We start from the raw sequence: 26,480 nt of genomic DNA, 5'->3' as shown, positions 1-26,480 counted from the left end.
ACTGGTCCAACGCGGGCCTTAAAATTGAAGCAAGCCTCGGCCAGTGCTCCATGTGCAAGAGCTATATTACATCCAGAATAGCCAGGTATTTATTCCTACTAGGCAGCAACAGGCCCGTTTCTCCACGGCTCCTACCCCCGCTTTTTCGGGCGCAGCGTCAGGTAGTCGAGGTAGTAGAGCACCTTCACCGATACCGAGTTGTTGTGCGGCGTGTTGAGCGTGTTGTTGAAGTTGGTAAAGTACTGCGGCAGGGTTTCGTCGCCGGCCAGGTAGCTGGCATTGGCGTTCTTCCAGACCACCGTTATCTGCGAGCCGGGCGCGAACCACCACGAGAACACGGCATCCACATTGAAAGCGTTGAAGCTGTTGTCGCGGTTGCGGCGGTAGTCCACGGTTTCCTCCTCGCCGCCGGGGTTCAGGCGCGAGAAGTCGCGGTAGTGCGCCACACTCACGTAGTGGCGGGTGCGGACGGTAAACGACATGCGGTTGGTGAACGTGTAGCTGGCCGACACCGTGTTGGTAGTGGTGGTGCGGCGGCGGCGGCCCAGAATCACGTCGGCCACTCCGTTTTGAATGAAGGGCCGATCAGCCACCTGCTGGTCGCTCAGGCTGCCGGCGTAGCCTATTTCGTTGTGGCGCTGGGAAAAATTGAAGTTGTAGCGAAACGAGAGTTGGTTGGTGGCACGGTAGCGCGGGCTAAGGCCCACATCGTAGCCATTGCGGCCGGTGCGGGCCCCGTCGGCGGCGTACCAACGGCCGGCTAGGCTGATATCGTAGGCGAATTTTTTCCGGTAGTCGGAGCTGCCGTAGCCATTCAGGCCAATGTTGGCCGGAACGCGCACGTAGTATTCCCCCAGGGGCTGGCGGCGGGGCTCAAAGTAGTCGTGCTGGACCAGGCTACCATCCAGGTTACCGCCCAACGAGAAAAAATTCTTGGTGAAAGTGGTGTTGAAACTGGAGTAGAAGCCCACATCCTGGCGGCGCGTCGGCTTATAGAGCAGGGTCTGATAGAGGCCAATGTTGGTGCGCAAGTTATTTACCTTCCAGAACGGCTCGTATTTGTTGTAGCTGACTGATGCCTCCTGACTGATGGAGTTGTTGGAAAACAGAATGCCCAAATCGTTCGGGTCGTAGGTGTCCGACTCGATACCGTGGTTGACGCTCCAGTTCCAGTTGCCACTGATTTTGGCCAGTTCGAGCGAATACTTGTATCCGTCGCGGTTGTCAACTTGCTCCGTGGAGCCAAACACCTGGCCCCGGCGGCGCGAGTAATTGGCCTGGCCCTTGAGGGCGTAGCGGTTGCTTTTATCGGCGAACCGGAACAGGCCGCCGGTTACGTTGGCGTCGTAGGTGCTGCCCTGGCGCGTTACGTTGGTATTGATGAGCGAAACGTAGGAGTTGTTTTTGAGGCTCTGGTCGAGCACAAAAATGCTGTAGTTGGAAAACGGCTGGGTCAGCACCTCGCGCCGCTGGCCGGTGGTGCTGTCCTGCACGGTGGCGTACACATCGTTGCTCAGGGCATTGAACAGGCCCACGCCCAGCCCGTTTTTGGTGCGGCCCGATATTTTGGTGGCGTTCAGCAGCCGCGTGATGCCGGGGTTGCTTACCACGTATTCGCCCTGCCGGATTTGCCCATCGGAGTCGGTTGTCCGCTTCCGCAGCCGCCCGTCCAGGTCGTCGAAGCCCAATGGCTGGCCGCCCACCCGGCGCGAGTAAAACAGCCCGCCCTTGTTAAACAGCTCGGTGCCCTCGGTAAAAAAGGCCCGGTTCTCGTTGTATTGCACCTCGAAGGGCGAGAGGTTGAGCACCTGGTTGTCGCTCTGCACCTGCCCGAAATCGGGCACCAGCGTAGCATCGAGCGTGAAGCTTTCGTTGATTCCCCACTTCACATCGGCCCCGCCGTTGAAGCTGGTGCTGCTGTTGCGCTTGCCCTGCTCGTTGTAGGGAAAGTGGTTGAAGTAAGTGGAAACGTAGGGCGTGAGCGAAAGGCGCAGCGGCGGCTTGATGTCGCGCAGGCCCCGCAGCTCGCCAAACTGGTTGATGAGGCCGTCTACCTGGGGCTTCACCTCGTTCCAGAAAAACTGCTGGCGGGTGCTCTGGCGCTGCCGGGCGAAGTTGATGCCCCAGACCTGCTCGGCCGCGTCGCTGAAGCGGATGGCGGAGTACGGAATCCGGATTTCGGCAATCCAGTCGTTGCCCCGCAGCTGGGTGCGGCTTTCCCACACCGCGTTCCAGTTGAAATCTTCGCCCCCGGCGGGCGAGTAGCGGGCATCGAGCTGCACGCCGCCGGGCGTCAGGAAGAAGCCGTAGCCGTTGAGCTTGTCGTGGTAGGTGTCGAGGAAAACGCCGATGTAGTCGGTGTTGCCCAGATCGTCGCGCTGGGTTAATTCGCGGAAGATGGAATCGGGACTCACATCGTGCATCACGGCCCCGATGTAGAGGGCGGCATCGTCGTAGAGCAGGCGCACTTCGGTGGCATGCTTTTCGGGCCGGCCGGGCGTGGGCCGGGTCTCAACGAAGTTGGTAGCTACCGGGGCTTCCCGCCACCCGGCCTCGTCCAGGTCACCATCGATTTTAATAGCCTCCGAAATACGGGTGGCCTGCAGCTGGCGTTTGGCGGCTGGCCGCGCGGCACTGTCGGCCGCGGCGGCTTTGGCGCTGGCCGCCGACTTCTGGGCGTGCGCCGGCCCGGCCAGCAGCAGCAATAAAAATAGGCCCAACAGGGCACGATAAAGCTTCACGACGAGACGACGAGAGAGTAAAAAAATTAAACCAAACAGCAGAAAAACAATGAACCGGCCCGCTCCTAAAATCCCGGACCGGGGTAAAAGAGCACCCTAGCTACCGGACCGGCGGTCTGCCGCCATAGATGGAATGGGTGGGCTAACCGTTGCCTGTTTTCACAGAAACTTCACAATAAAAACCGGCCGCCGTTGCAGCGGCGGCCGGCGCAGATTCATTTGTTCACTCACTCACCGAAATCTGAATGTTGCGGCTGCTTTTGCCAGCGGTGCCGGGCTCCACGCCCAGCAGGCGGCGGTAGCGGTCGGCCACGGCGGCGGGCTGCTGCTGGCCGTTTACGGTCATGGTTTTGTTGTTGAGCTGGAACTGGAAGCCCTTATCGCTCGCCCCAATCAGTCCGTCGCGGCGCAGTTCGGCCCGGATTTCATCGGTCGTGAGCACCGGCGGTGGCGGTGGTGGAGCGGGTAGCGCCTGGGGCGGGGCCGGTGGCGCCGCGGGCACGGCAGTGGGCGCCGCGCGGGGTGCGGGTGGGGCGGGCGGAGTCCGACGCCCATTTGCCGACCCGGTAACAGTGCTGGTCGTTGAGCCCGAGGTCTGGTAGTTCAGGTTGTAGTTGCCCCGCAGCGGCCGGCCCTGGAGTTGCTCCACCAGCCGCAGATACTTCTGCTGCACGGCGGCGGGCTGCTTTTTCCCGTTCACCGTCAGCGCGCTGGCCGAAAGGCTGAACTGCAGGTTGTTGGTGTTCTGGATGATGTTATCCTTGCGCAGTTCCCGCAAGAGGGCATTGGTGGCTTCGTCGCGCTTGGCCTGCTCGGCGTCCCGTTTCGCCTGGTCAACGTCGCGGCGGGCCTGGTCGGCGTCGCGGAAAGCCTGCTGCCGGTCCCGCATCTGCTGGTCCAGGTCGCGGCGGTGCTGCTCTCTGTCGCGGCGGTCCTGGGCGTCGTCCTGGCGGTCCTGCTGCCGTTCACGCAGTTCCTGTAGCCGGTCCTGCTGCCGGTCGCGCAGCTCTTCCAGCTGATTCTCAATTGCCTCCCGCTCCTCGTCGGTGCGGGCTCTTTTAGCGGCCGCCTGTAGTTCCTTTTCTGCCTGGGCGAAAGCGTCGCGGGTAATCCCCTCAAAATCAACCCGACTAAGCGCGTCGCGGGTTATTGCATCGACATTGGTTTCACTCAGCGCCTTCTGCCCCTCAGCCAGCGCCAGGGCCGACAGTTCCTGCGCGTCGGCGGCACTGGGCGAGCTGCCGCTCAGGGCCGCGCGGTTCAGGCGCGAGGCCAGCTCTTCCATGCGCTGCTGGCTACTGCCTGGCGCGGCGCCGGTGGCTTGGTTCGGGCGGCTGTTGAGCTGCACGATGTCCACCTGGTCGCCTTTTTTGCGGGCGGGCGCAATGTCAACCGGCTGTCCATCCACTAGCAGCTCCGTGAGGCGGCCCTTCTTGTCGCGCTTGATAATCACCGTGCCCTCGTCGGGTCCGGCCCGGCGGCCGGCCCGCGACCAGCGCATGAGCCGCGGGTTGCGGGTGGTGTCGAAGCTCACTTCGGTGTTGCCCAGACGGGCCCGCGCCTGCCCGGCGGCCGACACGCTGAGAATGCGCAGCGCCTCCCTGGGGGCCGTTGCGGCTCCTGGTACAGCGGCCGGAGCAGCCGCCAGCGCCGCGCCCGATTGCAGCGGGGCCGGCGTAGTGGCGCGGCGCAGCGCGGCGGCCGGTTTGGCCAGCGCAGTAGCCAGCGAAGTGGCCGCCGGGCGGGCCAGGGCCACGGCGGTGCTCAGCACCACCAACCCTACCAGCACCACGCAGGCGGCCATAAAGCCCTCAGCAAACGTGGGGCGCTGCCGGCCCTGCACCAGCCGCCGGATACGGCCCAGTACCGAGCCATCGGGCCCCAGCGCCGACAGTGCCAGCCCGGCCCCGGCGGGTGCGGGGGCGGCCGTTAACTCGGCCAGCGCGGCCAGGGCGCGGGCTACCGTGAGGGGGTTGCCGCCAATCAGGGCCGTGGCCACGTCGTCGCAGCAGTTTTCGCGCTCGGTGCGCAGGCAGGCCGCCATAAACCACACGCCCGGATGGTAAAACAGTACGGTTTCGGCCACGGCCTGCAGCAGATTCAGCAGGTAGTCGCGGCGCTGCACGTGGGCCAGCTCGTGGGCCAGCACCGCTTCGAGGTACGCCGTGCCCAGGCCCGTAACGGTACCCAGCGGCAACAGCACCACCGGCCGCAGGTGGCCCACCACCACCGGCACCTTCACCAGCGCCGATTCGAGCAGCTCGATCCGCTGTTTCAGGCCGGCGCGGTCGGCCAGGGCGGCCAGCCGCTGCTGCCACTCGGCGGCCAGCGGCTGCACCCGGTAGCGGCGCAGGCGCTGCACGTAGGCCAGGCTGCCCAGCAGGCGCAGCAGCATCACCAGCAGGCCCATCAGCCACACGGTTACGAGCAGCGGCAGGTTGGCATCGAAATACGCCTGCCACGAAGCCAGCCAGCCCGGCGCGGCCAGACCAACGGCCGGACTGGCTGCCAGGGCGGTTGCGGCCGCTGTCGGTGGCGTCGTGCCGGCTTCATCGGCCTGACTTAGTGCAGCGGCCGCCACCATCGCCGGGGGCGCCTGATAATAGTAGCGCCCAAAGGTGAAGCCGCACAGCAGCAGTAGCGTGAGCAGCGCGGCCGCCGCCGTGCGGTAGCGCACCTGGGCGGCGTGGCGGCGCAACACCAGCAGCAGGCCGGCCAGCGCCAGCGCCACTACGGCCCCCTGCCAGAGCGAATGAATGAGCGTCCAGCCCAGGGCCCGCACCAGGGCCGGAGGCAGCAGTTGATCGAGCCAGGTCATAGCGCAGGGTCGTTAGCGGGTGGGTTGGAGTCGTTTTGAATCTCGATGTCGTTGAGCAGGCGGCGGATCTGGGCCAGCTCCTCGCGCGAGGTGCGGCGGTTGCCCAGCGCCTGCATTACCAGCTTCATGGCCGAGCCTCCGAAGGCGGCATCCACGAACTTGTCGAGCAGCAGGCCCTGGGTTTCCTCCTCGCGCACTGCCGCCCGGTACACGTGGGTGCGGGCGTCGTCGTCGCGCAGGGCCAGGCCCTTCTCCAGCATCAGCTGCAGCAGCTTAAGGGTGGTGGTGTAGCCGACTTCGCGGCGCTGGCTCAACTCGTCGTTCACGAAGCGCACCGTGCTGGGGCCGTGCTGCCAGAGCACCTGCAAAATCTCCAGCTCCGATTCGGTGGGCTTGGGTATCATCTTCTTAGCCATTAGAAATCAACCAATAAAAGGTACGACATTATTCGTACTTCAAACATATACGAAACCTGTCGTATAACCAAATATATAGTACGAAATAAATCGTATTTATTAAGCTGCAAGGTCCAAGCCTCAAGTAGCAAGCTTCGTTCTGTCGGTAGAAACACCGTGAAAGCTTGTCGCTTGAAGCTTGGAGCTTGGAGCTTGTGGCTTCGCAACCTCTACTGCTGCCCGCCCTGCTGGCTGCCGCCCTTCACGTCGTCGTTGCTGATGGTTTTGCGGCGCTTGGGGCCGCCCGCGCTGGCGTCGCCGAAGCGGTAGCCGAAGCTCAGGCGAACAGCCCGGTTGGCCGCCTGATACTCGCTGGCTTCCTCGAAAAAGGGTGTGCGCAGGCTATTGCGGTAGGCCCAGTACTGGTTGAAGGGGTTGGTGACGTTGAGCGTGAGGTCGGCTCGCTCCTTCCAGAACGTTTTCTTGGCCCCCAGCGAGTAAAACAGGTTGGCCGAGCCGGTACCCTGGATTTCGGGCTCGCGCAATGAACCGTACAGGAAGGCCTGCACTGTGAACTCCTTAGGTAGTTTGTACGACGTGTTCAGGTTAAGGCCGGCCGTGACACCCTGGCGGCGCAGGTTCAGGGCGGTACTCCGGCGCGTAACGTAGCGCACGTTGGGCCCGCCGCTCAAGTCCCAGCCTTTGGCCGGCTTCACCGAGCCATACACGTTCAGCTCGTAAAACGTATTGGCCGCCACGTTGCGGTAGGTCTGCTCGGTCAGGCTACGGGTGGGGTCCAGCAGCCGGCTCACCTGCTCGATGGCGTTGCCCGTGCGGCGCACCGAGCCCGACACGCTCAGCGAGGCCGTTTTAATGCTCGTATTGTAGCTCAGTTCGTAGGAATCGGTCAGCTCGGCGTCCAGGTCGGGGTTGCCAAAGCTGACCACGTTGGGGTCCGATACATCGCGGAACGGGTTGAGGTAGTAGATGTAGGGCCGGGTGATGCGGCGGCTGTAGGCCAGGCGCAGGCTGCTTTCCTCGCTGAGTTTGAGTTGGGCGTTGCCGTTGGGCAGGGGCGTGTAGTAGCTGCGCTTGAAACCCGTATCGGTCGTGCGGAAATCGGCCTCCAGGGCCGTGCGCTCCAAGCGGGCACCCAGGCTCATGCTCACTTTCTTGCCTAGGCCGAAGGAGTAAGTGGCGTAGGCAGCCTGCACGTTCTGCTGGTAGTCGAAGTCGGTGCCGCGGGCCGGCAGCCGGATGGCCTCGCCGGTGCCGCGCCGCAGGCTGTCCACGCTCACCACCGAGCCGGTAGTGCGCCAGATGGCCTTGAGGCCGGTTTCAAGCTTCTGCTCCTTCTTGCCCAGCGGCTGCACAAAATCGGTCTGGATGGTGCTTTCGGAGCCGGGCTGGCGGCCGCGGCTTCGCTCGCGGTAGCTGGTCTGCCCCGGATTCAGCGGCCCCAAATGGCCGGCATACTGCTCGAAATCGTAGCCGCTGGTGCTGGGGTTGCCCGCGTACTGGCCCAGCACGCTCCACTCGCGGCCCTTCTGCGCGAAGGTGCGGGTGTAGGTGCCTGTAAGCTCGGTGTTGAGGCCCGAGAAACGGTTGCTGTTGTCGCGCACGAATAACTGCTCGCCCAACGCCCCTACCAGCGGCGTGGTCCGGCTGTAGAGCAGTTGGTCGGAAGTGCCGCCCCAGCCGTTGAGCGAGCCGGCTAGCGAGAAGCTGTGATATTCGGCGGGGTCGAAATCGAGGCCCACCGAGCCGTAGTACCAGCCACCGTTGTTCTGCACGTCGCTGTTCTGCTCCAGCAGGCTGGTGGCCGTGCCGCTTTCGTCGAAGCTCGTTCGCTCGCGGTTGCTCCAGCCAGGGTTGTACCACAGTCCGCCGCCCAATGAGGAGGTGAAGCCCAGCTTGCCGGTGCGGAAGTTGAGCGAGGAGTTGAGGCTGGTGTTGCGGTTGCCGGTACTGGCACTCACCCGGCCATTGGCTTTCTGCTGCACGCCTTTTTTAAGCACGATGTTGATGATGCCGGCCGTACCCTCGCCGTCGTACTTGGCGGGTGGGGTCGTAATCAGCTCCACACTCTGAATTTGCTCGGCCGGAATGCTTTTGAGGGCCTCGGCCAGGTTTTTGGCCAGCGTGGGCGAGGGCTTGTTGTTGATAAGCACCCGGAAATTGCCTGAACCGCGCATTTTCACGTTACCGTCGCCATCTACGGCCAGCAGCGGGGCCTTGCGCAGCACGTCGGCGGCCGTGCCGCCGGCGTTGCTTAGGTCCTGGTCGGCGTTGTACACGAGGCGGTCGGGGCGCACTTCCACCACCGGTTTGGTGGCCGTTACCACTACTTCGCCCAGCGTGGTGCCGGCGGCCGGCAGCCGGAAGCTGCCCGCCTCGGTGGTGCCGGCCGCCACGGTTACGGGCCGCGTGCGGGTCGCGTAGCCCACAAAGCTGGCCTGCAGGCGGTAGGCACCGGGCGTCAGCTTATCGAGCACGAAGCGGCCCTGCTCGTCGGTGGCCGCGCCGGTTACGGGCTTGCTGTCAGTGGCATCGGGGGGCAGCAGCACCACCGTGGCGTAGGGCACCGGCTGGCCCTTGAGCGAGTCGAGCACCGCGCCCGTGAGGCGGCCGGGCCCGGCCACGCCGGCAGCAGTTGCCGGAGCCTGTTGGGCGTGGGCCGCGGCGGAAACCAGACCACTCAGCAGCCCCGTCAATCCCCACACATAGAAGTAACGCATAATCAAAACCCGAAATAAAGAAACGAAAAGATGAAGCCTAGAGGCCGTACCCCGAACCGGGGTTGCCTGGCATCACAAAAAAATATGGCCCTGCCAGGCGGCTGCCACCGGCATAGCCCGGGCACCATAATGCCGGCGCAAGCGCTCAGCTAACGATTCTGGCGGCAATAAACTATACCACACCTATATATCCGTGCCCTTATACCCTATTCCCGGCGGCGCTCCAGCGTAACGCGGGCCCGGTGGCAGATGCCGCCCAGCGGCGGGTTGAACTTCGAAACGCTGACGCGCACGCCGTTCACGTAGGGAAACTCGGCCAGCACCCGGTCGAGCACGCGGTGGCCGAGGTGTTCGAGCAGGCGGGCCGGCGCCTGCATTTCCTCCGTCACCACCCGATAGAGCACCTCGTAGTTCACGGTTTCGCGCAGCTGGTCGGAGGCGCCGGCCGCGTGCAGGTCGGTGTCGATGAACAGGTCGATGCCATACTTATTGCCGATTTTCTGCTCCTCATCATAATATCCGTGGAAGGCGAAAAACTCCATGCCTTCAAGTGCAATCTGGCCCATAAGGTGAGGTGGTGAAATAGTGAGGTGGTGAGTTTGAGCGAGTGAGTGACTCGGTGAATGCGTGAGTTGCTGCGGGAAGTCTCGCGGTGCTAACACAACGAAGCCCGCCCCAAAAGGCAGGCTTCGTCGTTTGAAAAGCAATCAGGCCGAATCACGTCAGAAATCAGCGGAATCAACCTGAGCAGCGAAAATCAGCGCTTAAATGTCGTCGAAGAACGACCGTTCGCCCAGCGCGGCCGGGGCGGCAGCCGGGGCCGCGGCCGCCATGCCCGGCTGGCCGGGGTGCATGGGCGGCGCGGGCTGCGGAATTTCGGGCTGGCTAGGACCTACTGGCCGGATGTCGGGGGCCGGGGGCTCTACGCGCGGCGGCGCGGGGTCGGGCACGCGCATAGGGCCGGGCGGGTCGATGTGGGGTGCGGGCGAGATGCCGGGGTTTTCGGCCGGCGCGCCGGGCCGCTCGATTTCGGGGCCGGGCTGCTGGTCGGGGTTGCTGGGGCCGGTGGGGCGCTCGGGCTCCTGGCTTGGGTCGGGCTGCTGGCCGGGCTTGGGGTTGTAGCCGGTGGTGGCGGGCTGGGCAGCGCGGCTTTCGGCCGGCGCGGTGGCCGATGAGTCGAGGCGGGCCGCGGCCGGGGCCGCAATAGCGGCGGCCGAGGCGGTGGCGGCAGTGGAAACGTGCATGGCAGGTGAGGCGTCAGGCGTAGAAGGTTCATCGGCCGCAGGGGGCCGGCTCACCTTTACGCTGGCGGCCCGCGAAAGGATGGCCGCCGCGCCGCTTTTGGGCCGGGCGCGGGCTTTTTCCACTTTATCCAGCGCATCGGAGGCGAGGTGGTGCAGGTCGCGGGTGAGGCCGTCGAGCAGGTTTTCGAGCCGCTGGCACTCCTGGCCCAGGGCATTGGCCTCCTTTTTCATATCGGCCACCGTGCGCTCGGCCTGCTGGTAGGCATCCTCCACCACGGCGCGGGCCTTCTGGCGGGCGGCGGCCAGCAGCTCCTCGGCCTGCAACTGGGCTTCACGGATGCGCAGCTCAGCGTCGCGCTGGGCCTGCTCGGCAATGCTCTTGCCGGTGTCTTCGGCCGTTTTGAGGGTGCGGTAGAGGCTGGTTTCCACCTCGCGCATCTTGCTCACGTCCTGGGTGGCGTGCTCCAGCTTGAGGCGCAGCTCCCGGTTTTCGTCGCCCATCCGCTCCCACTGCTGCGAAACGGTTTGCAAAAAGGCCTGCACTTCGTCCTTATCCAGGCCGCGAAGGGCTTTTCCAAAGGTTTGCTGCCGGATATCGAGGGCGGTGATTTTCATTCTGAGGAGCTAGGAGTTAGAAGCCAGGAGATAGAAGCGGGTGAGCAGTGAGGCAGCTATTTTGAGGAGCTAGGAGTGAGAAGTCAGCAGATAGAAGCAGAAGGCAAATGAAGTTAATGGCAAAGTCAGAAAGCAGGTCGGAGGCCTCTCAACTGGCCCCTATTTCAATCAGCCAGACTATTAATTCCAGCTCCTAGCTTCTAACTCCTAGCTCCTCCCTAAAAACCCACCTGCCAGACCGCCAGACTACGGTCGTCGCTACACGAAACTAGCCTATTCTGGCTCCCCGGCCAAAATAACTTGTTCACGGAGGTGCCGTGGCCGGCGTTACGGGCCTTATCTACCACGCGCAGCAGCTGGCCGGTGGCGGCATCCCAGAGCTTGATGCTCTTGTCCATGCTGCAGGTGGCCAGCAGGCGGGCATCGGGCGAGAAGATGAGGTGGTTGATGGTGAACATGTGGGCTACCACGGTGCGCAGCGGCGCGTAGCTGGCGGCCACATCATAGGTGCGCAGGTGGGCGTCGCGGCCGGCGGCCAGCAGGTGGGCGCCATCGGGCGAGTAGGCGCAGGTGAATACCGAGTTGGTGGCCTCGCTGATGGTGTGCTTCACGGCCAGCGAATCGGCGTCGAGGATGCGCAGCTGCCAGTCGGAGCCGCCCACGGCCAGCTCGTTGCGGCCCTCGTGCAGGGCCAGGCAGCGTAGGCTTTTGTCGGAAACGCGCTGCAGGGTTTCGAGCCGGAAATCGGTGGTATTTAAAACGGCCAGCGTGCCGTCGGCCAGGGCCACATACAGGCGCTGCCGGGGTTCAGAGTAGCAGATATCGAAGATGGCCACCGGCGGCAGGGCGGTGGCGAAGGCCAGCTTCTTATCGGCTAAATCAATCACCTGCACGCCCTGAAAGTTGTGGCCCAGCACCAGCAAGTCGCGCTCCGGCAGCCGGCACAGCGCGTACACCGAGTTTTCCACCTTGGCCACCAGCTCGCCGTCCTGCTCGGGCGCGGCCGCATTCCAGGCCACCACCAACCCATCGGCCCCGGAAGAATACACCACGTCCTCCCCCACCGTACCAGTGAGGGCATACACGCAGTCGCGGTGGCCGGTGAGGGCGGCGAGTTTCTGAACAGTCGGGCGCACGGCGGTTTGGTGATTTGGTGATTTGGTGATTTGGTGGGCAAAGATACTCTCATCCTGAGCGGAGCGAAGGAGCTTGTAAAGCAGGAACCAGTCGTTGCTGCGGTGGTGCTACCATCAAGCAGGTCCTTCGCTCCGCTCAGGATGAGAGTATCTTTGCCCACCAAACCACCGAATCACCATCTATGCCGCTGCACTCCCTGTCTCCTGTTTCCGCCACGGCCCTGCTGGGGCTGTGGCACCTGACGGAGCCGGCGGCTGCGCTCTGGGAGCAGCTGCCCACCCCGGCGCACTACCTGGCCCGTTTCCCCGAGGGCCGCGACGAGTTGCGGGCCCGGCAATGGCTGGCGGCCCGCGTGCTGGCCCAGCAGCTGTTGCGCGAGCTGACCGACGCGCCCACGCCGCTCGAAAACGACACCAACGGCCGGCCCTATTTTGCCGGTTTGCCGGCCTTGGGCGTGTCGTTGTCGCACTCGGGCGAGTGGGTGGCGGCGCTGGTAGCAAGGGGCAGCGAGGCCGTTGGCACAGATATTGAACTGATCCGCCCCAAAGCCCAACGGCTGGCCCGGCGGTTTCTATCGGAAACCGAACAGGCCGACGCCGGCGACGATGCCACCAAGCACTGCCTGTACTGGAGTGCCAAGGAAACGCTTTATAAGCTGCATAGTCGCCGGGGGCTGGTGTTCAAAGAGCAGCTACTGCTCAATCCGTTTGAGCGACGGGAGGCCGGTGTGTTGACGGGACACCTGCTACTTGAAAACTCCCGCCGCCAACACCAGATTCATTATTTTCAGCCCACCCCCGAGTATGTGCTCACGTATTGCGTAGAGGAAAGATAAAACAGCGAGTAGCGAAACAGGGAGCTGACGCTGCACTGGCGCAACTTGCTCATCTTTCACCTTACTGCCCCCAGAGGCCCCGAACGTACGCTCACCATCCCACTGCCCATTACCTCACCAACTGTCCTATGTCTTTCCGCCGCATTTCCCTGCTTGCCGCCGCCGCGCTGCTGTTCGGTGTCTTCGCCGTTACGTCGGCCCGCGCCCAGGGCAGCCGCTCGGTGGCTGATTTCAACCTCAAGCAGGATAACACCGAAGTCAGCCTGAAAAGCTACGCCGGCAGCAAGGCCATAGTGGTGGTGTTCGTGAGCCAGGTCTGCCCCTTCTCCACACTTTACCAGAACCGCCTGGCTGCCCTGAACGCCGATTACAGCGGCAAGGGCGTACAGTTCCTCTTCATCGATACGCCCATCAACGTGGAGGCCGCCACTGATGCCACCGAGAAGGTGAAAGTGAAGGCTTCCGGCGGCGGTACCCTCGCGCTGCTCACCGACGAGGGCCAGGCCGTGAGCACACTGCTCGGTGCCACCAAAACGCCCGAGGTTATCGTGCTGCAGCCCGTTGGCGGTGGTTTTGCGGTGCGCTACAAGGGCGCCATCGACGATAATCCGCAGGTGGAAAACTACGTGAAGGAAAAGTACGTGGCCCAGGTGCTCGACAACCTGCTGGCCGGCCGCGCCGCCGGCGTAGCCGACAAACGTGCCGCCGGCTGCCTGATCAAGCGGTTTTAACTAGCTGTTTCCCTTCAAACGGCCACGGCCGGCCTGCGCCAGTGCGCAGGCCGGCCGTGGCCGTTTGAAGCTTTGCTCCTTACTCGTTGGGGTCAGCGTCGGAGAGTTGCGGGTCGTCGGTGAGCAGGGCCAGCAGCTGGCCCACTTCCACGGCTTTGGCGGGTTCCTGCAGTTTCTCGAAGCTGACCTGCAGGTTGCGCAGGGCGCGGCGCACGATGTCGAGGTGGCTGCAGGGCTCGAAGAAGATGTCGTTGGGCGTGAGGTTGAGCTGCTGCACGTAGTGCTCGATGTCGGTGCGCGAGAGTACCAGGCCGCGGTTGTAGCAGTTGATGTAGAAGGGCTCCAGGGGCGGCTCCAGCTGGTAGGTGAGCACGAACAGGTTGGGCAGGTTCACGCCGAACACCGGCAGCTTGAGGCGCTGGGCCACCAACAGGTAAATTACGCAGAGCGTGAGCGGATTGCCCCGCTTGGTTTCCAGCACCCGGTGCAGCATGGAGTTGGCCGGCGAGTGGAAGTTCTGGGTGTTGGCCGCGAACTTATGCGCCCGGAAAAACACGTGGTTGAGCGTCTGCACCTGGTCGGCGGGGTGCATTTCGGGTTGCAGCAGCGTCCAGACTTCAAAGCGCAGCTGTTCGATGGCGCGGTTGAGGCTCTGGAAGTCGGCATCGGGGTACTGGTAGGAATTCAGTAGCCACATGCCCTCCAGCAGGTTTTCGGCCCCCGATTCGCGCCACACCCGGAAGCGCTGTTGCAGGCCCTCGAATTGTAGGTGATGAATCAGGTCTTCGAGGCGTTGCTGCTGGCGCGGGTCGAGGCTTTCTTCCCAGCTTTCCTCCAGAAACGGAATGATGGTTTCGCCCAGCGTCTGGATTTTGTCCTCCACCTGGGGGGCAACTTCCGGGTCGTCGAGCAGAGAAATGAGGGCTTTGATTTCGCGGTTGGTCATGGAAGGAAAGAGCGGGCGGCAGCTGGAACGGGCAAAGAAAGCGAATACAGACAACCGACGCGGTTTTGCCGGCGCAGGTTGCCGATAGGTAACAGCTTGGTCAGGGAAGATTGTTCGGTTGACAATAGCTGTAGCGCGAAAATCTGTTTCGCGACGAGCGAAGCGAGTTCCTACGCGTTTGCAACGTCAGCTTACGCGTAGGAACTCGCTTCGCTCGTCGCGAAACAGATTTTCGCGCTACCAGTTCAGCGTAGCAGATTCGTTTTGGCCAACTCCAAAATTTCGTCGCCCCGGCCGCTCATGATGGCTTTGAGGGCGTAGAGGCTGAAGCCTTTCACCTGGGCGGCCTCGATGGTGGGCGGCATCGACAGCTCCGAGCGCTTCACCACGGCATCGAGGATAACCGGGCCGGGGTGGGCCAGCATTTCGGCAATGGCGGCGGGCAAACCGGCGGGGTCGGTTACGCGGATGCCGCGCACGCCGGCGGCTTCGGCCAGGGCCCCGAAGTTGGGGTTTTCCAGCCCGGTGCCGAATTCGAGCAGGCCGGCGGCCTTCATTTCCAGCTCCACGAAGGCCAGGCTGTGGTTGTTGAACACCACCACTTTCACGGGCACGTTGAGCTGCTTGAGTGTGAGCAGCTCGCCCAGCAGCATGGCAAAGCCTCCGTCGCCGGCCATGGCAATTACCTGGCGGCCGGGGTAGGTGAGCTGGGCGCCGATGGCCTGGGGCACGGCGTTGGCCATGCTGCCGTGGTTGAAGGAGCCCAGCAGCCGGCGCTGCCCGTTCATTTGCAGATAGCGGGCGGCCCAGATGGTAGGCGTGCCCACGTCGCAGGTGAAAATGGCATCCTCAGCGGCGTGCTCGTTCAGCAGGCGGGCCACGTACTGGGGGTGCATGCTGGTGTCGCCGGGCTTGCCGGTGGCCAGTTCATCGAGGTCCTGGCGGGCCTCACGGTAGTTTTCCTGGGCCTTCGTAAGGTGGTCCCGGTCGCGCTTGTGGTTGAGCAGCGGCAGCAGCGCGCGCAGCGTGGCCCCGACGTCGCCCACCAGGCCCACTTCCACGCGGGTGCGGCGGCCGATGTTTTCGCCCCGCACATCCACCTGCACCGTGCGGGCCTCCTGGGGCAAAAACTGCTGGTACGGAAAGTCGGTGCCGAGCATGAGCAGCGCGTCGGTGTCCATGAGCGCCTTATAGGCCGAGGTGAAGCCCAGCAGCCCGCTCAGACCCACGTCGTAGGGGTTGTTGGGCTCCACGAACTCCTTGCCGCGCAACGCGTGCACCACCGGCGCGCCCAGGGCCTCGGCGGCCGCCAGCAGCTCGGCGTGGGCCTCGGCGCAGCCCGCGCCGGCCATAATCGTTACCCGGTCGGCGGTGTTGAGCAGGTCGGCGGCGGCCCGGATGTCGGCCATGTCGGGCACCAGGGCGCTCCGGCGGTGCAGCACCGGCAGCCGGGGTTCGGGGGCTTCGGTTTCCTCGTAGCTCACGTCGCCGGGCAGCACAATCACGGCCACGCCGCGCTTGGTGAGGGCCGTCTGGATGGCTATTTCGATGGTGCGCACGGCCTGGTTGGCGCTGCCAATCAGCTGGCAGTAGTGGCTGCATTCCTGAAACAGCCGCTCGGGGTGGGTTTCCTGGAAATACTGGGTGCCCAGCTCGAAGCTCGGAATCTGGGAGGCAATGGCCAGCACCGGCACGCGGCTGCGGTGGCAGTCGTAGAGGCCGTTGATGAGGTGGGTGTTGCCTGGTCCGCAGGAGCCGGCGCACACCACCAGGTCGCCCGTGAGGTGGGCCTCGGCCCCGGCCGCGAAGGCCGCCACTTCCTCGTTGCGCACGTGCACCCACTCGATATCGTCGCGCTGCCGGATGACGTCGGTGATGCCGTTGAGCGAGTCGCCGACCAGGCCGTACACCCGCTTCACGCCGGCCGCCTGCAAGGTATCCACCAAAATTTCTGCTACTGATTTCTTGCCCATCGTCTTGCTTCCTGAAGGTTCACCTACCTCTACGGGCCGGCGGCGGGCCAGGATATGCCAGAGGCCAGTACCGGAAACCATAGCTGCCCGGGCAGACGAGCGTTTCGCCCCGGCCAGTTTCTAGAGTTGAATGAACCGGGGGGCCGAGCCGGCCTTGGGAATTTTGTAGTCCCTGAGGAACGCCTTGAGGGCCTTGGGGTCGTGGCCAAAGGCGGTTACCTCGGCCTCCAACTGCCGAATACGCTGCTCCAGACTGGCCTTCATTTGCAGGAAATCCAGCTCCATAGATGCGGGGCTGGAGGTGTAGTAGTAGGGCTTGCCAGTGAAGCTTTGCAGCCCCATCTGCTCATCGAACAGTTGCTGGTCCAGCTCCCGGACCTGCTCGCGCAGCAGCTTGTTGAAATAGCGCAGCTGGTCTTCGGCCAGGTTTTCGAGGTGGGCCTGGTCGATGCGGTTGAGCTCCAGTTGCAAGCGCAGCAGCGTGAGCAGCTCGTTGGCCTTGTAGGCGGTAGTTACGCGGGCCAGCAGCTCGGTTTTGCGGATTTTCTCGGCCTCGTCGGGCTCCCGGTCGGGGTGCAGGTGCTTTACCAGGTCCATGTAGAGTGTGCGCACGGCCTGGGTGATGTTCTGCTCCTCAGCCTTTTTCTTGTCGGCGGCGGCCTGCTGCTTGGGGCTCTTTTTGCGCTTGGCGCGGCGTTCCTCCGCTTCGGCTTCCTGCTGATTATAGGCTTCCTGCTGAGCGGCCATCTGCTGGGCCACGTAGGCCTGGAACTTGGCGGGCGTACTCACGTCCACCCCTTCCTCGAACTCGATGCCGAACTGCTGGCGGTACATCTCCTTCATCATTTCGGCCGTCTGAGTTTCCAGGTCGGCCTCTTCGGCCTCGAAGGCCGCTGCTTCTTCGGGCGTGGGCGGTGGGTCGAGCAGGTCGAAAATGGGGGCCAAGTCGTCGTAGCCCCTGTCGAGCAGGTCGGCGCATTTGTCCACCACTAGGTCCACTATTTTCTTGCGCTCGGTTTTGGTGAGCTTCTGGTGTTCGTAGGCGTGGCCCAGGGCCCGTACCATAGCGGCCCGCTGGTCGTGGTGCTGGGTTTGCAGGGGCCGGTACTCGTTCTGCACCCGCTGGCGCAGCTTGTCGGCGGCGGCCCGAAACTCGGTTACCTCCGTTTCGAGCTTACCAATGCGCTTGGTGAGCCGGTTGAAAGCCTTTTGCTCCTTGGAAAGCGAGTCGGTGCCCTTGCCCACGGTGGGAATATGCACGAGGGCTGGCTGGGCCGCTGGGGTTTTCTTGGCCATGAGAAAAAGGAATTGAGGAAGGCGAGCAAATTACAGCCGTTTTTGATTTTTGGGACTCTGCCCCCCTCGCAACAGCCCCGCATTCTGGTGGCTCGCCTGCGGCCCGCCGCTACGAGTAGAGCTGGCGGGCCGGCAGAAACAACGCCCGGCAATGGTTAGGCTGCCTGGGCAAAGGCTTCGATGCGTGCCAGTTCGGCGCCTTTGGCTTCCTGCTCGGCTTCCAGATCGAAGTCGTTTTGCAGACCCAGCCAGAATTGCGGGGTGGTACCGAAGAAGCGACTCAGGCGCAACGCCGTGTCGGCCGTGATGCGCCGGTTGCCCCGCACGATTTCTGATACGCGGGTTTGCGGGATGCCAATGGCCCGCGCCAGCCGGTACGCCGTGACACCCAGCGGCACCAGAAATTCGGCCTGCAACACCTCGCCGGGGTGGATGTTGGGTAGCTTTTCCATATGGTTGATACTTAATGATAATCCAGAATTTCTACCTGGGCGGCTTGCCCGTCCTGCCATTGAAAGATGATACGCCACTGGTCGTTGATGCGGATGCTGTAGAACTCCTTCAGCTTGCCTGCCAGCTTTTCGAGGCGGTTGGCGGGCGGAATGCGCAAATCGGCCAGGCTTTGCGAGTTATTCAGCATCCGCAGTTTCCGACGGCCAACAGTTTGCACTTCTATCGGCAGTTTTGCCACCCGCTCACCCAGCCAGATTCGCTCCGTGTCTTTCGAGCCAAAAGATACAATCATACTTTCGCCTTGCGTTACTAACGCCTAAAGTTAGCAATTCGTTCTTATTCTGCCAAAACGCCAGCGGCCCGCCGCTCCGGGTGGAGCTGGCGGGCCGGGTAAATTAAATAGCCATGAGGCAATCAGGCTGCTTTCGACCTTGAGGATGGCAGTTCGTCCGGTGATACTTCTACGACTTTACCTTCCCGCACAATCACGACCGGCGTTTTCTTGTAGCGTTTAAAGGCCAGCATATTTTCATAAGCTGCATCCAAGCCCTCCTGAATGCGCTGACTCATAGCTGTAGGTTGCTCTGACGTATTCATGCGTATCGGGTTGTTAGGAGTTGCCATGTTACCGGGTCTAAGGTAACAAGTTGTCCGGAATTGAATTCCGCTATTTTCTTTGGATTTCCCTTGGTATTATCTACAAACGTCCAGCTGTCAACAGCGTTCTGATAGCGGCCAAAGAAATACTGCAGCCCCAACTCATAGCGCCGTCGGATTACTTCCTCCGGGATGTTGTGGCCGCCTTCCAGCACCCGCACCCGGACCCGTTCGACGGCGGCCTCCACGGAGCTCAGCCAGAAAAACAACAGATGCACCACGTAGCCCCGCTGCCGGGCCTCTTGGATAAAGCCCAGGTAGTGCCGCGTGGCCAGCGTGGTTTCCAGCGCGAAAGTTTCGCCAGCCGCCAGTAACTCCCGCAGCCGCGTGAGCATCAGCCGACCGGCCTGCACACTCACGGTTTCGGGCTGAAACGGCGAAAGACCTCGTGCAATTTCATCCGCATTCACGAACTCCCGACAACCCAGCAGATTCGGCAGCAGCGCATAGGCGGTCGTGGTTTTGCCCGCACCGTTGCAGCCTGCCAGAATGTAGAGATTTTTCAAAATTAATATTTACTAAATCCTAGGCTGAAGGCAGCCTGCTAATACAAATGGTGAGCACAGTGAAAGACTTATTAATAAAATGCTTAATAATCCATCAACGTACCACTTATAGTTAGTAGACTTCCTATCCCAGCGGTCAGCAATAATTAGATGCCGCCCGGTTATCAGCTTAACAAACTTGTCAACAATAAGAAAGGTAATCAGAAATACTATCGGCACAAAGCACGAAGTTGTCTGCAAACTGGCATTGGGGAAATACCAAAAACCGAGGGCAGCCAATACAGTAGCAAGACCCAAATGTGCTAAATACGTTTTCGTGTCAAACAATGCATTATATGGCTTTTTTCTTGGTGTCAATATTAAAAAGCCGTTGCACATGTAAAATATATAACCGAATCCTATTCCAAGGCATAATATCTTCATATAGGAAAGCATTTAATGTTTTGAGGTTTAGGCTACCGCCGTTCAACCTCACACCTGAATCACGCCCACATTATACGCCTTCTCAATCGGCGCATGATTCGCCATGCTGATGCCCTGGGAAATAACCGTGCGGGTTTCGCGGGGGTCGATGATGGCGTCGACCCAGAGGCGGGCCGCGGCGTAGTAGGGCGAGAGTTGCTCCTCGTAGCGGGCCTTGATGGTGTCGAGCAGCTCCTTCTCGGCTTCGGGCGTGATTTCCTGGCCTTTGGCCTTGAGCGAGGCCACCTGAATCTGGAGCAGCGTGTTGGCCGCCGCCGCCCCGCTCATTACGGCCAGTTGGGCCGTGGGCCAGGCCACTATCAGGCGGGGGTCGTAGGCCTTGCCGCACATGGCGTAGTTGCCGGCGCCGTAGCTGTTGCCCACGATTACCGAGAACTTGGGCACCACCGAGTTGGCCATGGCATTCACCATCTTCGCCCCGTCCTTGATGATGCCGCCCTGCTCACTCTGCGAGCCCACCATGAAGCCCGACACGTCGTGCAGGAACAGCAGCGGAATCTTCTTCTGGTTGCAGTTCATGATGAACCGCGCGGCCTTGTCGGCCGAGTCGGAGTAGATGACGCCGCCCATCTGCATGGCGCCCTTCTTGGTTTTCACGATTTTGCGCTGGTTGGCCACGATGCCCACGGCCCAGCCATCAATGCGGGCCAGCCCGCAGAGCAGGGTCTGGCCGTAGAGGTCCTTGTAGGGCTCGAACTCCGAGTTATCGACCAGCCGGTTGATGATGTCCATCATGTCGTAGGGCTTGGCGCGGTCGGCGGGCAGCAAACCCAGGATTTCCTCGAGGTTTTCCTTGGGCAGCGCGGGCTCCTTGCGCGAGAAGCCGGCCGTGGCCTGACCGCCAAGTTTATCGAAGATGTTGCGCAGGTGGTCGAGGCACTGCTCGTCGTTTTCAAACTTGTAATCCGTGACGCCCGAAATTTCGGAGTGCGTGGAGGCGCCGCCCAGGGTTTCGTTGTCGATGCTCTCGCCGATGGCCGATTTCACCAGGTAGGAGCCGGCCAGGAATACCGAGCCGGTGCCGTCCACAATCATGGCCTCATCGGACATGATGGGCAGGTAGGCGCCGCCGGCCACGCAGGGGCCCATAATGGCGGCCATCTGCACGATGCCCATGCTGCTCATCACGGCGTTGTTGCGGAAGATGCGGCCGAAGTGCTCCTTGTCGGGGAAAATCTCGTCCTGCATGGGCAGGTACACGCCCGCCGAATCGACGAGGTAGATGATGGGCAGCTTGTTTTCGATGCTGATTTCCTGGGCCCGCAGGTTCTTTTTGGCCGTAATCGGAAACCAGGCGCCCGCCTTCACGGTGGCGTCGTTGGCCACCACCACGCACTGCCGGCCCTGCACCCAGCCAATCATCACCACCACGCCACCACCGGGGCAGCCCCCTTCGGCCTCGTACATCCCGTCGCCGGCAAAGGCCCCGATTTCCACGGTGTCGGCATCCTTGTCAAGCAGGTACTCAATTCGCTCGCGGGCCGTGAGCTTGCCTTTGGCTTTGTGCTTGGCCATGCTTTTCTCGCCGCCGCCCAGCGCCACGCGCTTGTACCGCTGGTTGAGTTGAAAAATGAGTTGCTTGAGGCTGTCTTCGTTCTTGTTGAATTCGAGGTCCATTGGAAGGTGGGTGGGAATGGGATGGGTGGGATGGGGTGGTGAGTTGGGTGATGTTTGGCTGAACTGACTAAAAGAACCGTGTCATGCTGAGCGAAGCGGAGCGTAGTCGAAGCATCTCGCGTGCTGGCGTTGCCAAAGTAAACCAGTTGACAGAATTAGCATTGCGGTAGAGATGCTTCGACTCCGCTTCGCTTCGCTCAGCATGACCGTTCTTACTACTCAGTTCAGACCGCTTTAAAACCAAAGAAATCCGCCTGGGTGGGGCGGATTTCAAAGGTAAGCAGATTGGCGGAAGCCGGCCGGGCTACTTCACGGTTTTGGTTTCCACTTCGGTTTCGATAACCGTGCCGTTGGGCTTGGTCACGGTGGTTTCCACTTCCTTCTTCGATTTCTTGCCACCACCGAACACCGAGAAATGCACGTATTTTTTGGGGTTGGCCTGCAGGTCGGTAATCAGTGCGTTGGAGCTGGCCGCGGTGGCGTTGAGGTTGCGGTAGAGCGTACTGTCGCTGAGCAGCTTGCCGAGCGAGCCCTGCTGATCGGTGAGCGAGCGGTTGAGAGTGGTGATGGCACTCTGGGCCTCGGTCATGGTGTTGTTGAGCTTGCGCATGGCGGGGCCCACGGGAGCGTCCTTGAGCGAGTCGCTGAGCTGCGCGAAGTTGGACGCAATGCGGTCGAACTTCTTGCTGGTCTTGTTCAAATCGGCTGTCAGCGTAGCCATGTTGGTGGTAATCTGGTTGATGTTGCGCTGGTTGAGCAGCAGCAGGTTTTTGAGGCCCTCGGTGGCGGCCTGGCTGTTGAGCAGCGTGGCCTGCAGGCTCAGGCGGGCATCCTTGCTCAAAAAGGCATTCACCTTGGTCAGCGTCGAGTCGACGGTGCCGAGCACTGGCAGGGCCTTGGCCTGGAAGGCGTCGGTGAGGCTGGCCACGGTGTACGACTTCAGCTCCTCGCCGCCATCAAACACCTTGGAGTTGCGGCCCAGAAACAGCGTAATGGTTTTCGAGCCCAGCAACGAGCCGCTCAGGCTGGCCACCGTCGAGTCGCCCACCACAATGCCCTTCTGGAGTTCCACGGCCACTTTTACGCGGTTGGCCTCGTCGGGCAGCAGTTCCATTTGCTTTACCTGGCCCACCTTCACGCCGTTCAGAATCACGGGGTTGCCGATGGCCAGCCCGTCCACGTTGTCGTATTTGGCAAAATAGGTACGGTCCGACGACAGGATATTACTGCCTTTCAGGAAGTTGAAGCCAAAAATAAGCAGCCCTACGGCCACAATACCCAGCAGGGCCACTTTTATTTCTTTGGACACGGGAGGTCACAGTTATATGGAGGAGAGAGTCAGCAAGCGGGCCCGCAGTTGCACGGGCAGCTTAGTCGCCCGAGCCGGTTTCCAGCTCCTGCTTGTATTCGCGGAAAGCCTGGTAGATGCCCGAGGCCATATACGCCTGATTGGTTTTATCGTTCAGATAGATCTCCTCCTGCCGGTTGGTCAGAAAGCCCGACTCAATCAGCACCGAGGGCATGGCCGATTTCCAGAGCACCAGAAAACCCGCCTGCTTCACGCCCCGCGAGGGCCGCTTAAGCGTGGTGCGGAACTGCCGGTCGACCTTCTGGGCAAAGCGCAGGCTGTTGACCATGTAGGCGCTCTGGAACAAGCTGAACAGGATGTGGCTCTGGGGCGAGGTAGGATCGAAGCCGTTGTACTGCTCCTTGTAGTTGTCTTCTTGCAGAATAACCGAGTTTTCGCGCTTGGCCACGGCCAAGTTGGCGTCGGTTTTGTGCGGGCCCATGGTCCAAACTTCGGTGCCGTGGGCCGAGGAGCCGCTGGCATTGCAGTGGATGGAGATGAACAGGTCGGCGTTGTGCTTATTGGCGATGTTGGCGCGGTCGGCCAGCTCCACGAACACGTCGGTTTTGCGGGTGTACACCACTTTCACATCGGGCATATTGCCCTCAATTTCCTTGCCCAGGGCCAGCACCAGCTTCAGGGCCACATCGGCTTCGCGGGCCGAAACGCCGGCGCAGCCGCGGTCTTTGCCACCATGGCCCGCATCGAGCACCACGGTGCGCAGCTTGTAGCGCACGGGCACCGGAGCCGCCGACCGCGGGGCCGGGGTGAAGGGAGACGTGAATTCGGCGAAAAGAAGGAGGGCCGCCGTGCCCAGAGCGACAATATTCCGCACGGAGTTCGTTAGTTGAGGTAGCTACCGGCTACCTTTGCAAACCGCCACAAAATAAACGATAAATAACTACGTGGCCCCATTCGCGCCTGTGTTTCATCTCTTAACACGCTTATTAGGGCACCTGCCAGCGCCGGTTGTGGTGCTTACGCTGCTGCTGAGCCTGGGGTTGCTGACGGTGCCGGCCCGGGCGCAGCAGACGCCGGCACCCACCCGGCAGAAGCCGCTGCCGGCCCAGCAGGTGCCCCACCCTACGCCCCCGCCCGGCACCCGGGTATCGCCCGCTACCAACGCGCCGGGCGATGTGCGCCCGCTGCCCACCATTGTAAACCCGCCCAAGCCCGACGGCCGCGTGCGCACCGATACTACCGGCCTGCAGGTGGGCGGCACCCCCGACTCGCTGGGCGTGGCCACCGGCCGCAAGGGCGCCGTGGAAACCACCGTGGTCTACAAGGCCCAGGACTCCATCCGGTTTGAGGTGCAGAACAAGCGCGCCATCCTCTACGACAAGGCCGACGTAACCTACGGCGACGTAAACCTGAAAGCGGCCCTGATTACGGTCGATTATGAGCGCAACCTGGTAACGGCTGAGGGCGCGGCCGACTCGACGGGCAAGGTGCAGGACCGGCCGCTGTTCACGCAGGGCGCCGAAACCTACCAGGCCGGCCGCATCGACTACAACATCAAAAGCAAGCGCGGCCGCATTACCGATGTGGTAACCAAGCAGGGCGAAGGCTACATCCACGCCGAGAAAATCAAGCGCCAGCCCAACGGCGACATCAACGGCCTGCACGGTAGCTACACCACCTGCAACCTCGAGCACCCGCACTTCTACATCAACGCTTCCAGGATGAAGCTCATCCCCGGCGAGCAGGTCATCACCGGGCCGTTCAACCTCGTGATTGGCGATATTCCGACGCCGCTGGGCTTTTTGTTCGGCTACTTCCCCACGCCCAAAACCAACAAGCGGGCTTCGGGCCTCATCATCCCGACTTTCGGGCAGGCCGCCGACCGGGGCTTTTTCCTGCGCAACGGCGGCTACTACTGGGCCGCCAACGACCATATTGGCGTACGCCTGACGGGCGACATTTACGCCGGCAACAGCGACCGGTTAGGGGGCTGGCGGGGCACGGCCGAGATGCAGTACATCACGCGCTACAAGTACGACGGCCTGTTCACGTTCAGCTTTAATAACAATCCTATTGAACGGATTTTCAATAGCACCGACGCCAACACCAACCCGGCTTATAAACCGCCTAAATCGGCCAATTCGTTTGCCCTTAGCTGGCGACATACGCCGGTGCCCCGGCCGGGCGGCGGCCGGTTTTCGGCCAGCGTCAACCTGCAAACGGCCGATGGCTCGTACCAGCGCAGTGCCACGTTCAACACGCGCAACTACCTGAGCGCGGCCTTCCAGTCGAATATCAGCTACTCCAAACAGCTGCGCAACCTGCCCATCAACTACTCGCTGCAACTCAGCCAGACCCAGGACACCCGGCTGGGCACGATGACGGCCAGCCTGCCCGACCTGAGTGTGGGCGTGGCCCGGCAATATGTATATGATATTCTGAAGCTGCGCCCCCGCAAGGCCTACGAGCAGCTGGCATTTTCCTACAACCTCACGTTCAGAAACAGCCTCACCAACAATGTACCGGCCCGGCTGCTCAACAACGGCACGATTCCGCTGGTGGGTGGCTCGCGCGAGCCTTACATTACGCCCATCAAGCTCGGCAACCTAAGCCAGCTGCTGCGCACCTCCCAGACGGGCATGAAGCACGACTTCAACATCACGCTGGGCAGCTATACCGTCTTCAACCACCTCAACATCAGCCCTGGCATCACCTACAACGAGGTCTGGTATTTCAAGAATCTCGACTACAAATACAACTCCGTGGCCCGGGCCGTAGCCATCGATACGGTGGTTAGCTTTAACCGCCTGCCCACGGGCTCGGCCAACCTCAACCTGAACACGTCGTTCTACGGCACCATCATTCGTAAGGGCAACCGCAAGATTCAGGCCCTGCGCCACAAGGTTACACCCAGCATCGGCTACAGCTACGCGCCCAAAAGCCTGCCGGGCGCGCAGGCGTTCCAAACCCTGCAGCTCGATGGCCTGCGCGACCCCGCCACCGGCCAGCTGTACTCTGCCAACCCGCTTTACGGAGACGGCGTGCCGTTTCCGAAGTTTAACAACTTCATTTACGGCGTCCCGCTCAACAGCTCCAACAACCGGCTTTCGTTCCAGCTGCAGAACTCGGTGGAAATGAAGGTGCGCAACTCCGACGACACCACCGGCACGACGCCCTTCACTAAAGTAGCCCTGATTCGGGACCTCACGTTTTCGGGCGGCTACGATTTTGAGCGAGTGGGAGGCTTCAACCTCGACCCCCTTTCGGTCTCGTTCAATACCGAAGTAGCCCGTAAGCTCACGGTCTACATCAACGGGCAGCTCAGCCCCTATCAGCAGGATTCGCTGGGGCGCCTGCGCGACAAGTACCTGTGGCAGCAGTCGAAGGTGCGGCTGGCGCGCCTGACGGGGGCCAGTATGAACCTGGCCTACCAGTTCAACCCCAGCCAGGGCAACCGCAAGTCGGCCATCAAGCGCGACGTGGCCCCCGTCAACGATCCGCAACTTGGCGCTGTTACGCCCGTCAACCCCTACGAGGATTACGTAAACTTCGAGATTCCCTGGGAGCTGAATACCGCGTTTGCTCTCACCTATACCAACCAGGGTCCCTTGCCGTCGCGGCCCGGACGGGTGCGCAAAGGGCCCTACACGGCCGCCTCGCTCAACCTCAACGGTTCAGTGAAGCTGACGGAGTCGTTGCGCTTCGGCTTCGGTACCAACTACGACTTCGTCAACCGTACGCCCGCCTACACCCGCCTCGACCTGACCAAGGACCTGCACTGCTGGCAAATCAACGGCACCTGGACGCCCTTCGGCCCGGCCCGTGGCTATTTCGTGACCATTGCCGCCAAGTCGGCGCTGCTGCAAAGCCTCAAGCTGAGCCGCAACCGCACCTTCCTGAATAATCTGTAAAACAGGGCACCGGAATCAGCGACTTAGGCTTTGGTACCGCGGATTTTGTAAAAAAGCCGCAGCTTTGTGTCATCC

20 protein-coding genes are annotated in these 26,480 nt (G+C 62.0%); 3 read left to right on the top strand and 17 right to left on the bottom strand.

The window, feature by feature from the left end; all coding sequences use genetic code 11:
• Positions 1–131: 131 nt before the first annotated feature.
• The 7 genes from BMY67_RS03710 to BMY67_RS03680 form a co-directional block, all read right to left on the bottom strand.
• Entirely contained in the window at positions 132–2,720 is a 2,589-nt protein-coding gene (locus tag BMY67_RS03710; RefSeq protein ID WP_177189671.1) for a DUF5916 domain-containing protein, read from the bottom strand.
• A 244-nt stretch (positions 2,721–2,964) separates the two neighbouring features.
• Positions 2,965–5,559 (bottom strand): M56 family metallopeptidase, encoded by a 2,595-nt coding sequence (locus BMY67_RS03705; RefSeq protein WP_092768380.1) that lies wholly within the window; start codon positions 5,557–5,559, stop codon positions 2,965–2,967.
• Entirely contained in the window at positions 5,556–5,975 is a 420-nt protein-coding gene (locus BMY67_RS03700; protein ID WP_092768378.1) for a BlaI/MecI/CopY family transcriptional regulator, read from the bottom strand. Before BMY67_RS03700 ends, BMY67_RS03705 begins: the two co-directional genes overlap by 4 nt.
• A 209-nt stretch (positions 5,976–6,184) precedes the next feature.
• A complete protein-coding gene (locus BMY67_RS03695; RefSeq protein ID WP_143069683.1) occupies positions 6,185–8,692 on the bottom strand; it encodes a TonB-dependent receptor in 2,508 nt (835 codons plus the stop codon).
• 206 nt (positions 8,693–8,898) lie between these two features.
• Positions 8,899–9,258, bottom strand: coding sequence for a dihydroneopterin aldolase (gene folB, locus BMY67_RS03690; RefSeq protein WP_092768374.1), 360 nt, complete (start codon positions 9,256–9,258; stop codon positions 8,899–8,901).
• Positions 9,259–9,456: 198 nt separating this feature from the next.
• Positions 9,457–10,551, bottom strand: coding sequence for a DivIVA domain-containing protein (locus tag BMY67_RS03685; RefSeq protein ID WP_092768372.1), 1,095 nt, complete (start codon positions 10,549–10,551; stop codon positions 9,457–9,459).
• Positions 10,552–10,769: 218 nt separating this feature from the next.
• Complete coding sequence (locus BMY67_RS03680; RefSeq protein WP_092768370.1) at positions 10,770–11,687, bottom strand: WD40 repeat domain-containing protein; 918 nt, start codon at positions 11,685–11,687, stop codon at positions 10,770–10,772.
• 182 nt (positions 11,688–11,869) lie between these two features.
• On the opposite strand from BMY67_RS03680, the gene BMY67_RS03675 reads away from it, so the two are divergent.
• Both BMY67_RS03675 and BMY67_RS03670 read left to right on the top strand, forming a co-directional pair.
• Entirely contained in the window at positions 11,870–12,523 is a 654-nt protein-coding gene (locus tag BMY67_RS03675; protein WP_092768368.1) for a 4'-phosphopantetheinyl transferase superfamily protein, read from the top strand.
• Between the two features lie 128 nt (positions 12,524–12,651).
• On the top strand, positions 12,652–13,254 hold the full coding sequence (locus BMY67_RS03670) for a redoxin family protein (protein WP_092768366.1): 603 nt from the start codon (positions 12,652–12,654) through the stop codon (positions 13,252–13,254).
• Between the two features lie 79 nt (positions 13,255–13,333).
• On the opposite strand, the gene BMY67_RS03665 is transcribed toward BMY67_RS03670, so the two are convergent.
• From BMY67_RS03665 to BMY67_RS03620, 10 genes are all read right to left on the bottom strand, one after another.
• The gene (locus BMY67_RS03665) at positions 13,334–14,200 is read right to left on the bottom strand and encodes a transglutaminase-like domain-containing protein (protein WP_092768364.1); all 867 of its coding nucleotides are present in this window, start codon (positions 14,198–14,200) and stop codon (positions 13,334–13,336) included.
• Between the two features lie 245 nt (positions 14,201–14,445).
• On the bottom strand, positions 14,446–16,254 hold the full coding sequence (gene poxB, locus BMY67_RS03660; protein WP_245744863.1) for a ubiquinone-dependent pyruvate dehydrogenase: 1,809 nt from the start codon (positions 16,252–16,254) through the stop codon (positions 14,446–14,448).
• A 39-nt stretch (positions 16,255–16,293) separates the two neighbouring features.
• Positions 16,294–17,469 carry a hypothetical protein gene (locus BMY67_RS03655; protein WP_092768360.1) on the bottom strand — a complete coding sequence of 392 codons (1,176 nt, stop codon included), beginning with the start codon at positions 17,467–17,469 and terminating at the stop codon, positions 16,294–16,296.
• A gap of 155 nt (positions 17,470–17,624) precedes the next feature.
• Positions 17,625–17,921 (bottom strand): HigA family addiction module antitoxin, encoded by a 297-nt coding sequence (locus BMY67_RS03650; RefSeq protein ID WP_092768358.1) that lies wholly within the window; start codon positions 17,919–17,921, stop codon positions 17,625–17,627.
• A gap of 11 nt (positions 17,922–17,932) precedes the next feature.
• Positions 17,933–18,214, bottom strand: a complete 282-nt coding sequence (locus BMY67_RS03645) for a type II toxin-antitoxin system RelE/ParE family toxin (RefSeq protein ID WP_092768356.1) — start codon at positions 18,212–18,214, stop codon at positions 17,933–17,935.
• A 122-nt stretch (positions 18,215–18,336) separates the two neighbouring features.
• On the bottom strand, positions 18,337–18,519 hold the full coding sequence (locus BMY67_RS19255; protein WP_092768354.1) for a hypothetical protein: 183 nt from the start codon (positions 18,517–18,519) through the stop codon (positions 18,337–18,339).
• Positions 18,516–19,085, bottom strand: coding sequence for an ATPase (locus BMY67_RS03635; RefSeq protein ID WP_092768352.1), 570 nt, complete (start codon positions 19,083–19,085; stop codon positions 18,516–18,518). The genes BMY67_RS19255 and BMY67_RS03635 overlap by 4 nt, the downstream gene beginning before the upstream one ends.
• A gap of 471 nt (positions 19,086–19,556) precedes the next feature.
• Entirely contained in the window at positions 19,557–21,185 is a 1,629-nt protein-coding gene (locus tag BMY67_RS03630) for an acyl-CoA carboxylase subunit beta (RefSeq protein WP_092768350.1), read from the bottom strand.
• 304 nt (positions 21,186–21,489) lie between these two features.
• The gene (locus BMY67_RS03625; protein WP_092768348.1) at positions 21,490–22,494 is read right to left on the bottom strand and encodes an MlaD family protein; all 1,005 of its coding nucleotides are present in this window, start codon (positions 22,492–22,494) and stop codon (positions 21,490–21,492) included.
• 61 nt (positions 22,495–22,555) lie between these two features.
• Complete coding sequence (locus BMY67_RS03620; protein WP_394333349.1) at positions 22,556–23,368, bottom strand: N-acetylmuramoyl-L-alanine amidase family protein; 813 nt, start codon at positions 23,366–23,368, stop codon at positions 22,556–22,558.
• A gap of 136 nt (positions 23,369–23,504) precedes the next feature.
• Here BMY67_RS03620 and BMY67_RS03615 point away from each other — a divergent pair, with 136 nt between their 5' ends.
• Entirely contained in the window at positions 23,505–26,405 is a 2,901-nt protein-coding gene (locus tag BMY67_RS03615; protein ID WP_092768346.1) for a putative LPS assembly protein LptD, read from the top strand.
• The last annotated feature ends 75 nt before the right edge of the window (positions 26,406–26,480 follow it).

The organism is Hymenobacter actinosclerus (assembly GCF_900111515.1).
Lineage (GTDB): Bacteria > Bacteroidota > Bacteroidia > Cytophagales > Hymenobacteraceae > Hymenobacter > Hymenobacter actinosclerus.
Note: the sequence above shows the minus strand (reverse complement) of the source record. Positions and strands in the feature narration are given on the sequence as shown.

Excerpts from the sequence above, each read along its gene's own strand:
- BMY67_RS03645 (WP_092768356.1), bottom strand. The coding sequence starts at position 18,214 with ATGATTGTATCTTTTGGCTCGAAAGACACGGAGCGAATCTGGCTGGGT.
- BMY67_RS03630 (WP_092768350.1), bottom strand. The coding sequence starts at position 21,185 with ATGGACCTCGAATTCAACAAGAACGAAGACAGCCTCAAGCAACTCATT.
- BMY67_RS03650 (WP_092768358.1), bottom strand. The coding sequence starts at position 17,921 with ATGGAAAAGCTACCCAACATCCACCCCGGCGAGGTGTTGCAGGCCGAA.
- BMY67_RS03685 (WP_092768372.1), bottom strand. The coding sequence starts at position 10,551 with ATGAAAATCACCGCCCTCGATATCCGGCAGCAAACCTTTGGAAAAGCC.
- BMY67_RS03655 (WP_092768360.1), bottom strand. The coding sequence starts at position 17,469 with ATGGCCAAGAAAACCCCAGCGGCCCAGCCAGCCCTCGTGCATATTCCC.
- BMY67_RS03675 (WP_092768368.1), top strand. The coding sequence starts at position 11,870 with ATGCCGCTGCACTCCCTGTCTCCTGTTTCCGCCACGGCCCTGCTGGGG.
- BMY67_RS03705 (WP_092768380.1), bottom strand. The coding sequence starts at position 5,559 with ATGACCTGGCTCGATCAACTGCTGCCTCCGGCCCTGGTGCGGGCCCTG.
- BMY67_RS19255 (WP_092768354.1), bottom strand. The coding sequence starts at position 18,519 with ATGAATACGTCAGAGCAACCTACAGCTATGAGTCAGCGCATTCAGGAG.
- folB (WP_092768374.1), bottom strand. The coding sequence starts at position 9,258 with ATGGGCCAGATTGCACTTGAAGGCATGGAGTTTTTCGCCTTCCACGGA.
- BMY67_RS03670 (WP_092768366.1), top strand. The coding sequence starts at position 12,652 with ATGTCTTTCCGCCGCATTTCCCTGCTTGCCGCCGCCGCGCTGCTGTTC.
- BMY67_RS03665 (WP_092768364.1), bottom strand. The coding sequence starts at position 14,200 with ATGACCAACCGCGAAATCAAAGCCCTCATTTCTCTGCTCGACGACCCG.
- BMY67_RS03695 (WP_143069683.1), bottom strand. The coding sequence starts at position 8,692 with ATGCGTTACTTCTATGTGTGGGGATTGACGGGGCTGCTGAGTGGTCTG.
- poxB (WP_245744863.1), bottom strand. The coding sequence starts at position 16,254 with ATGGTTTCCGGTACTGGCCTCTGGCATATCCTGGCCCGCCGCCGGCCC.
- BMY67_RS03700 (WP_092768378.1), bottom strand. The coding sequence starts at position 5,975 with ATGGCTAAGAAGATGATACCCAAGCCCACCGAATCGGAGCTGGAGATT.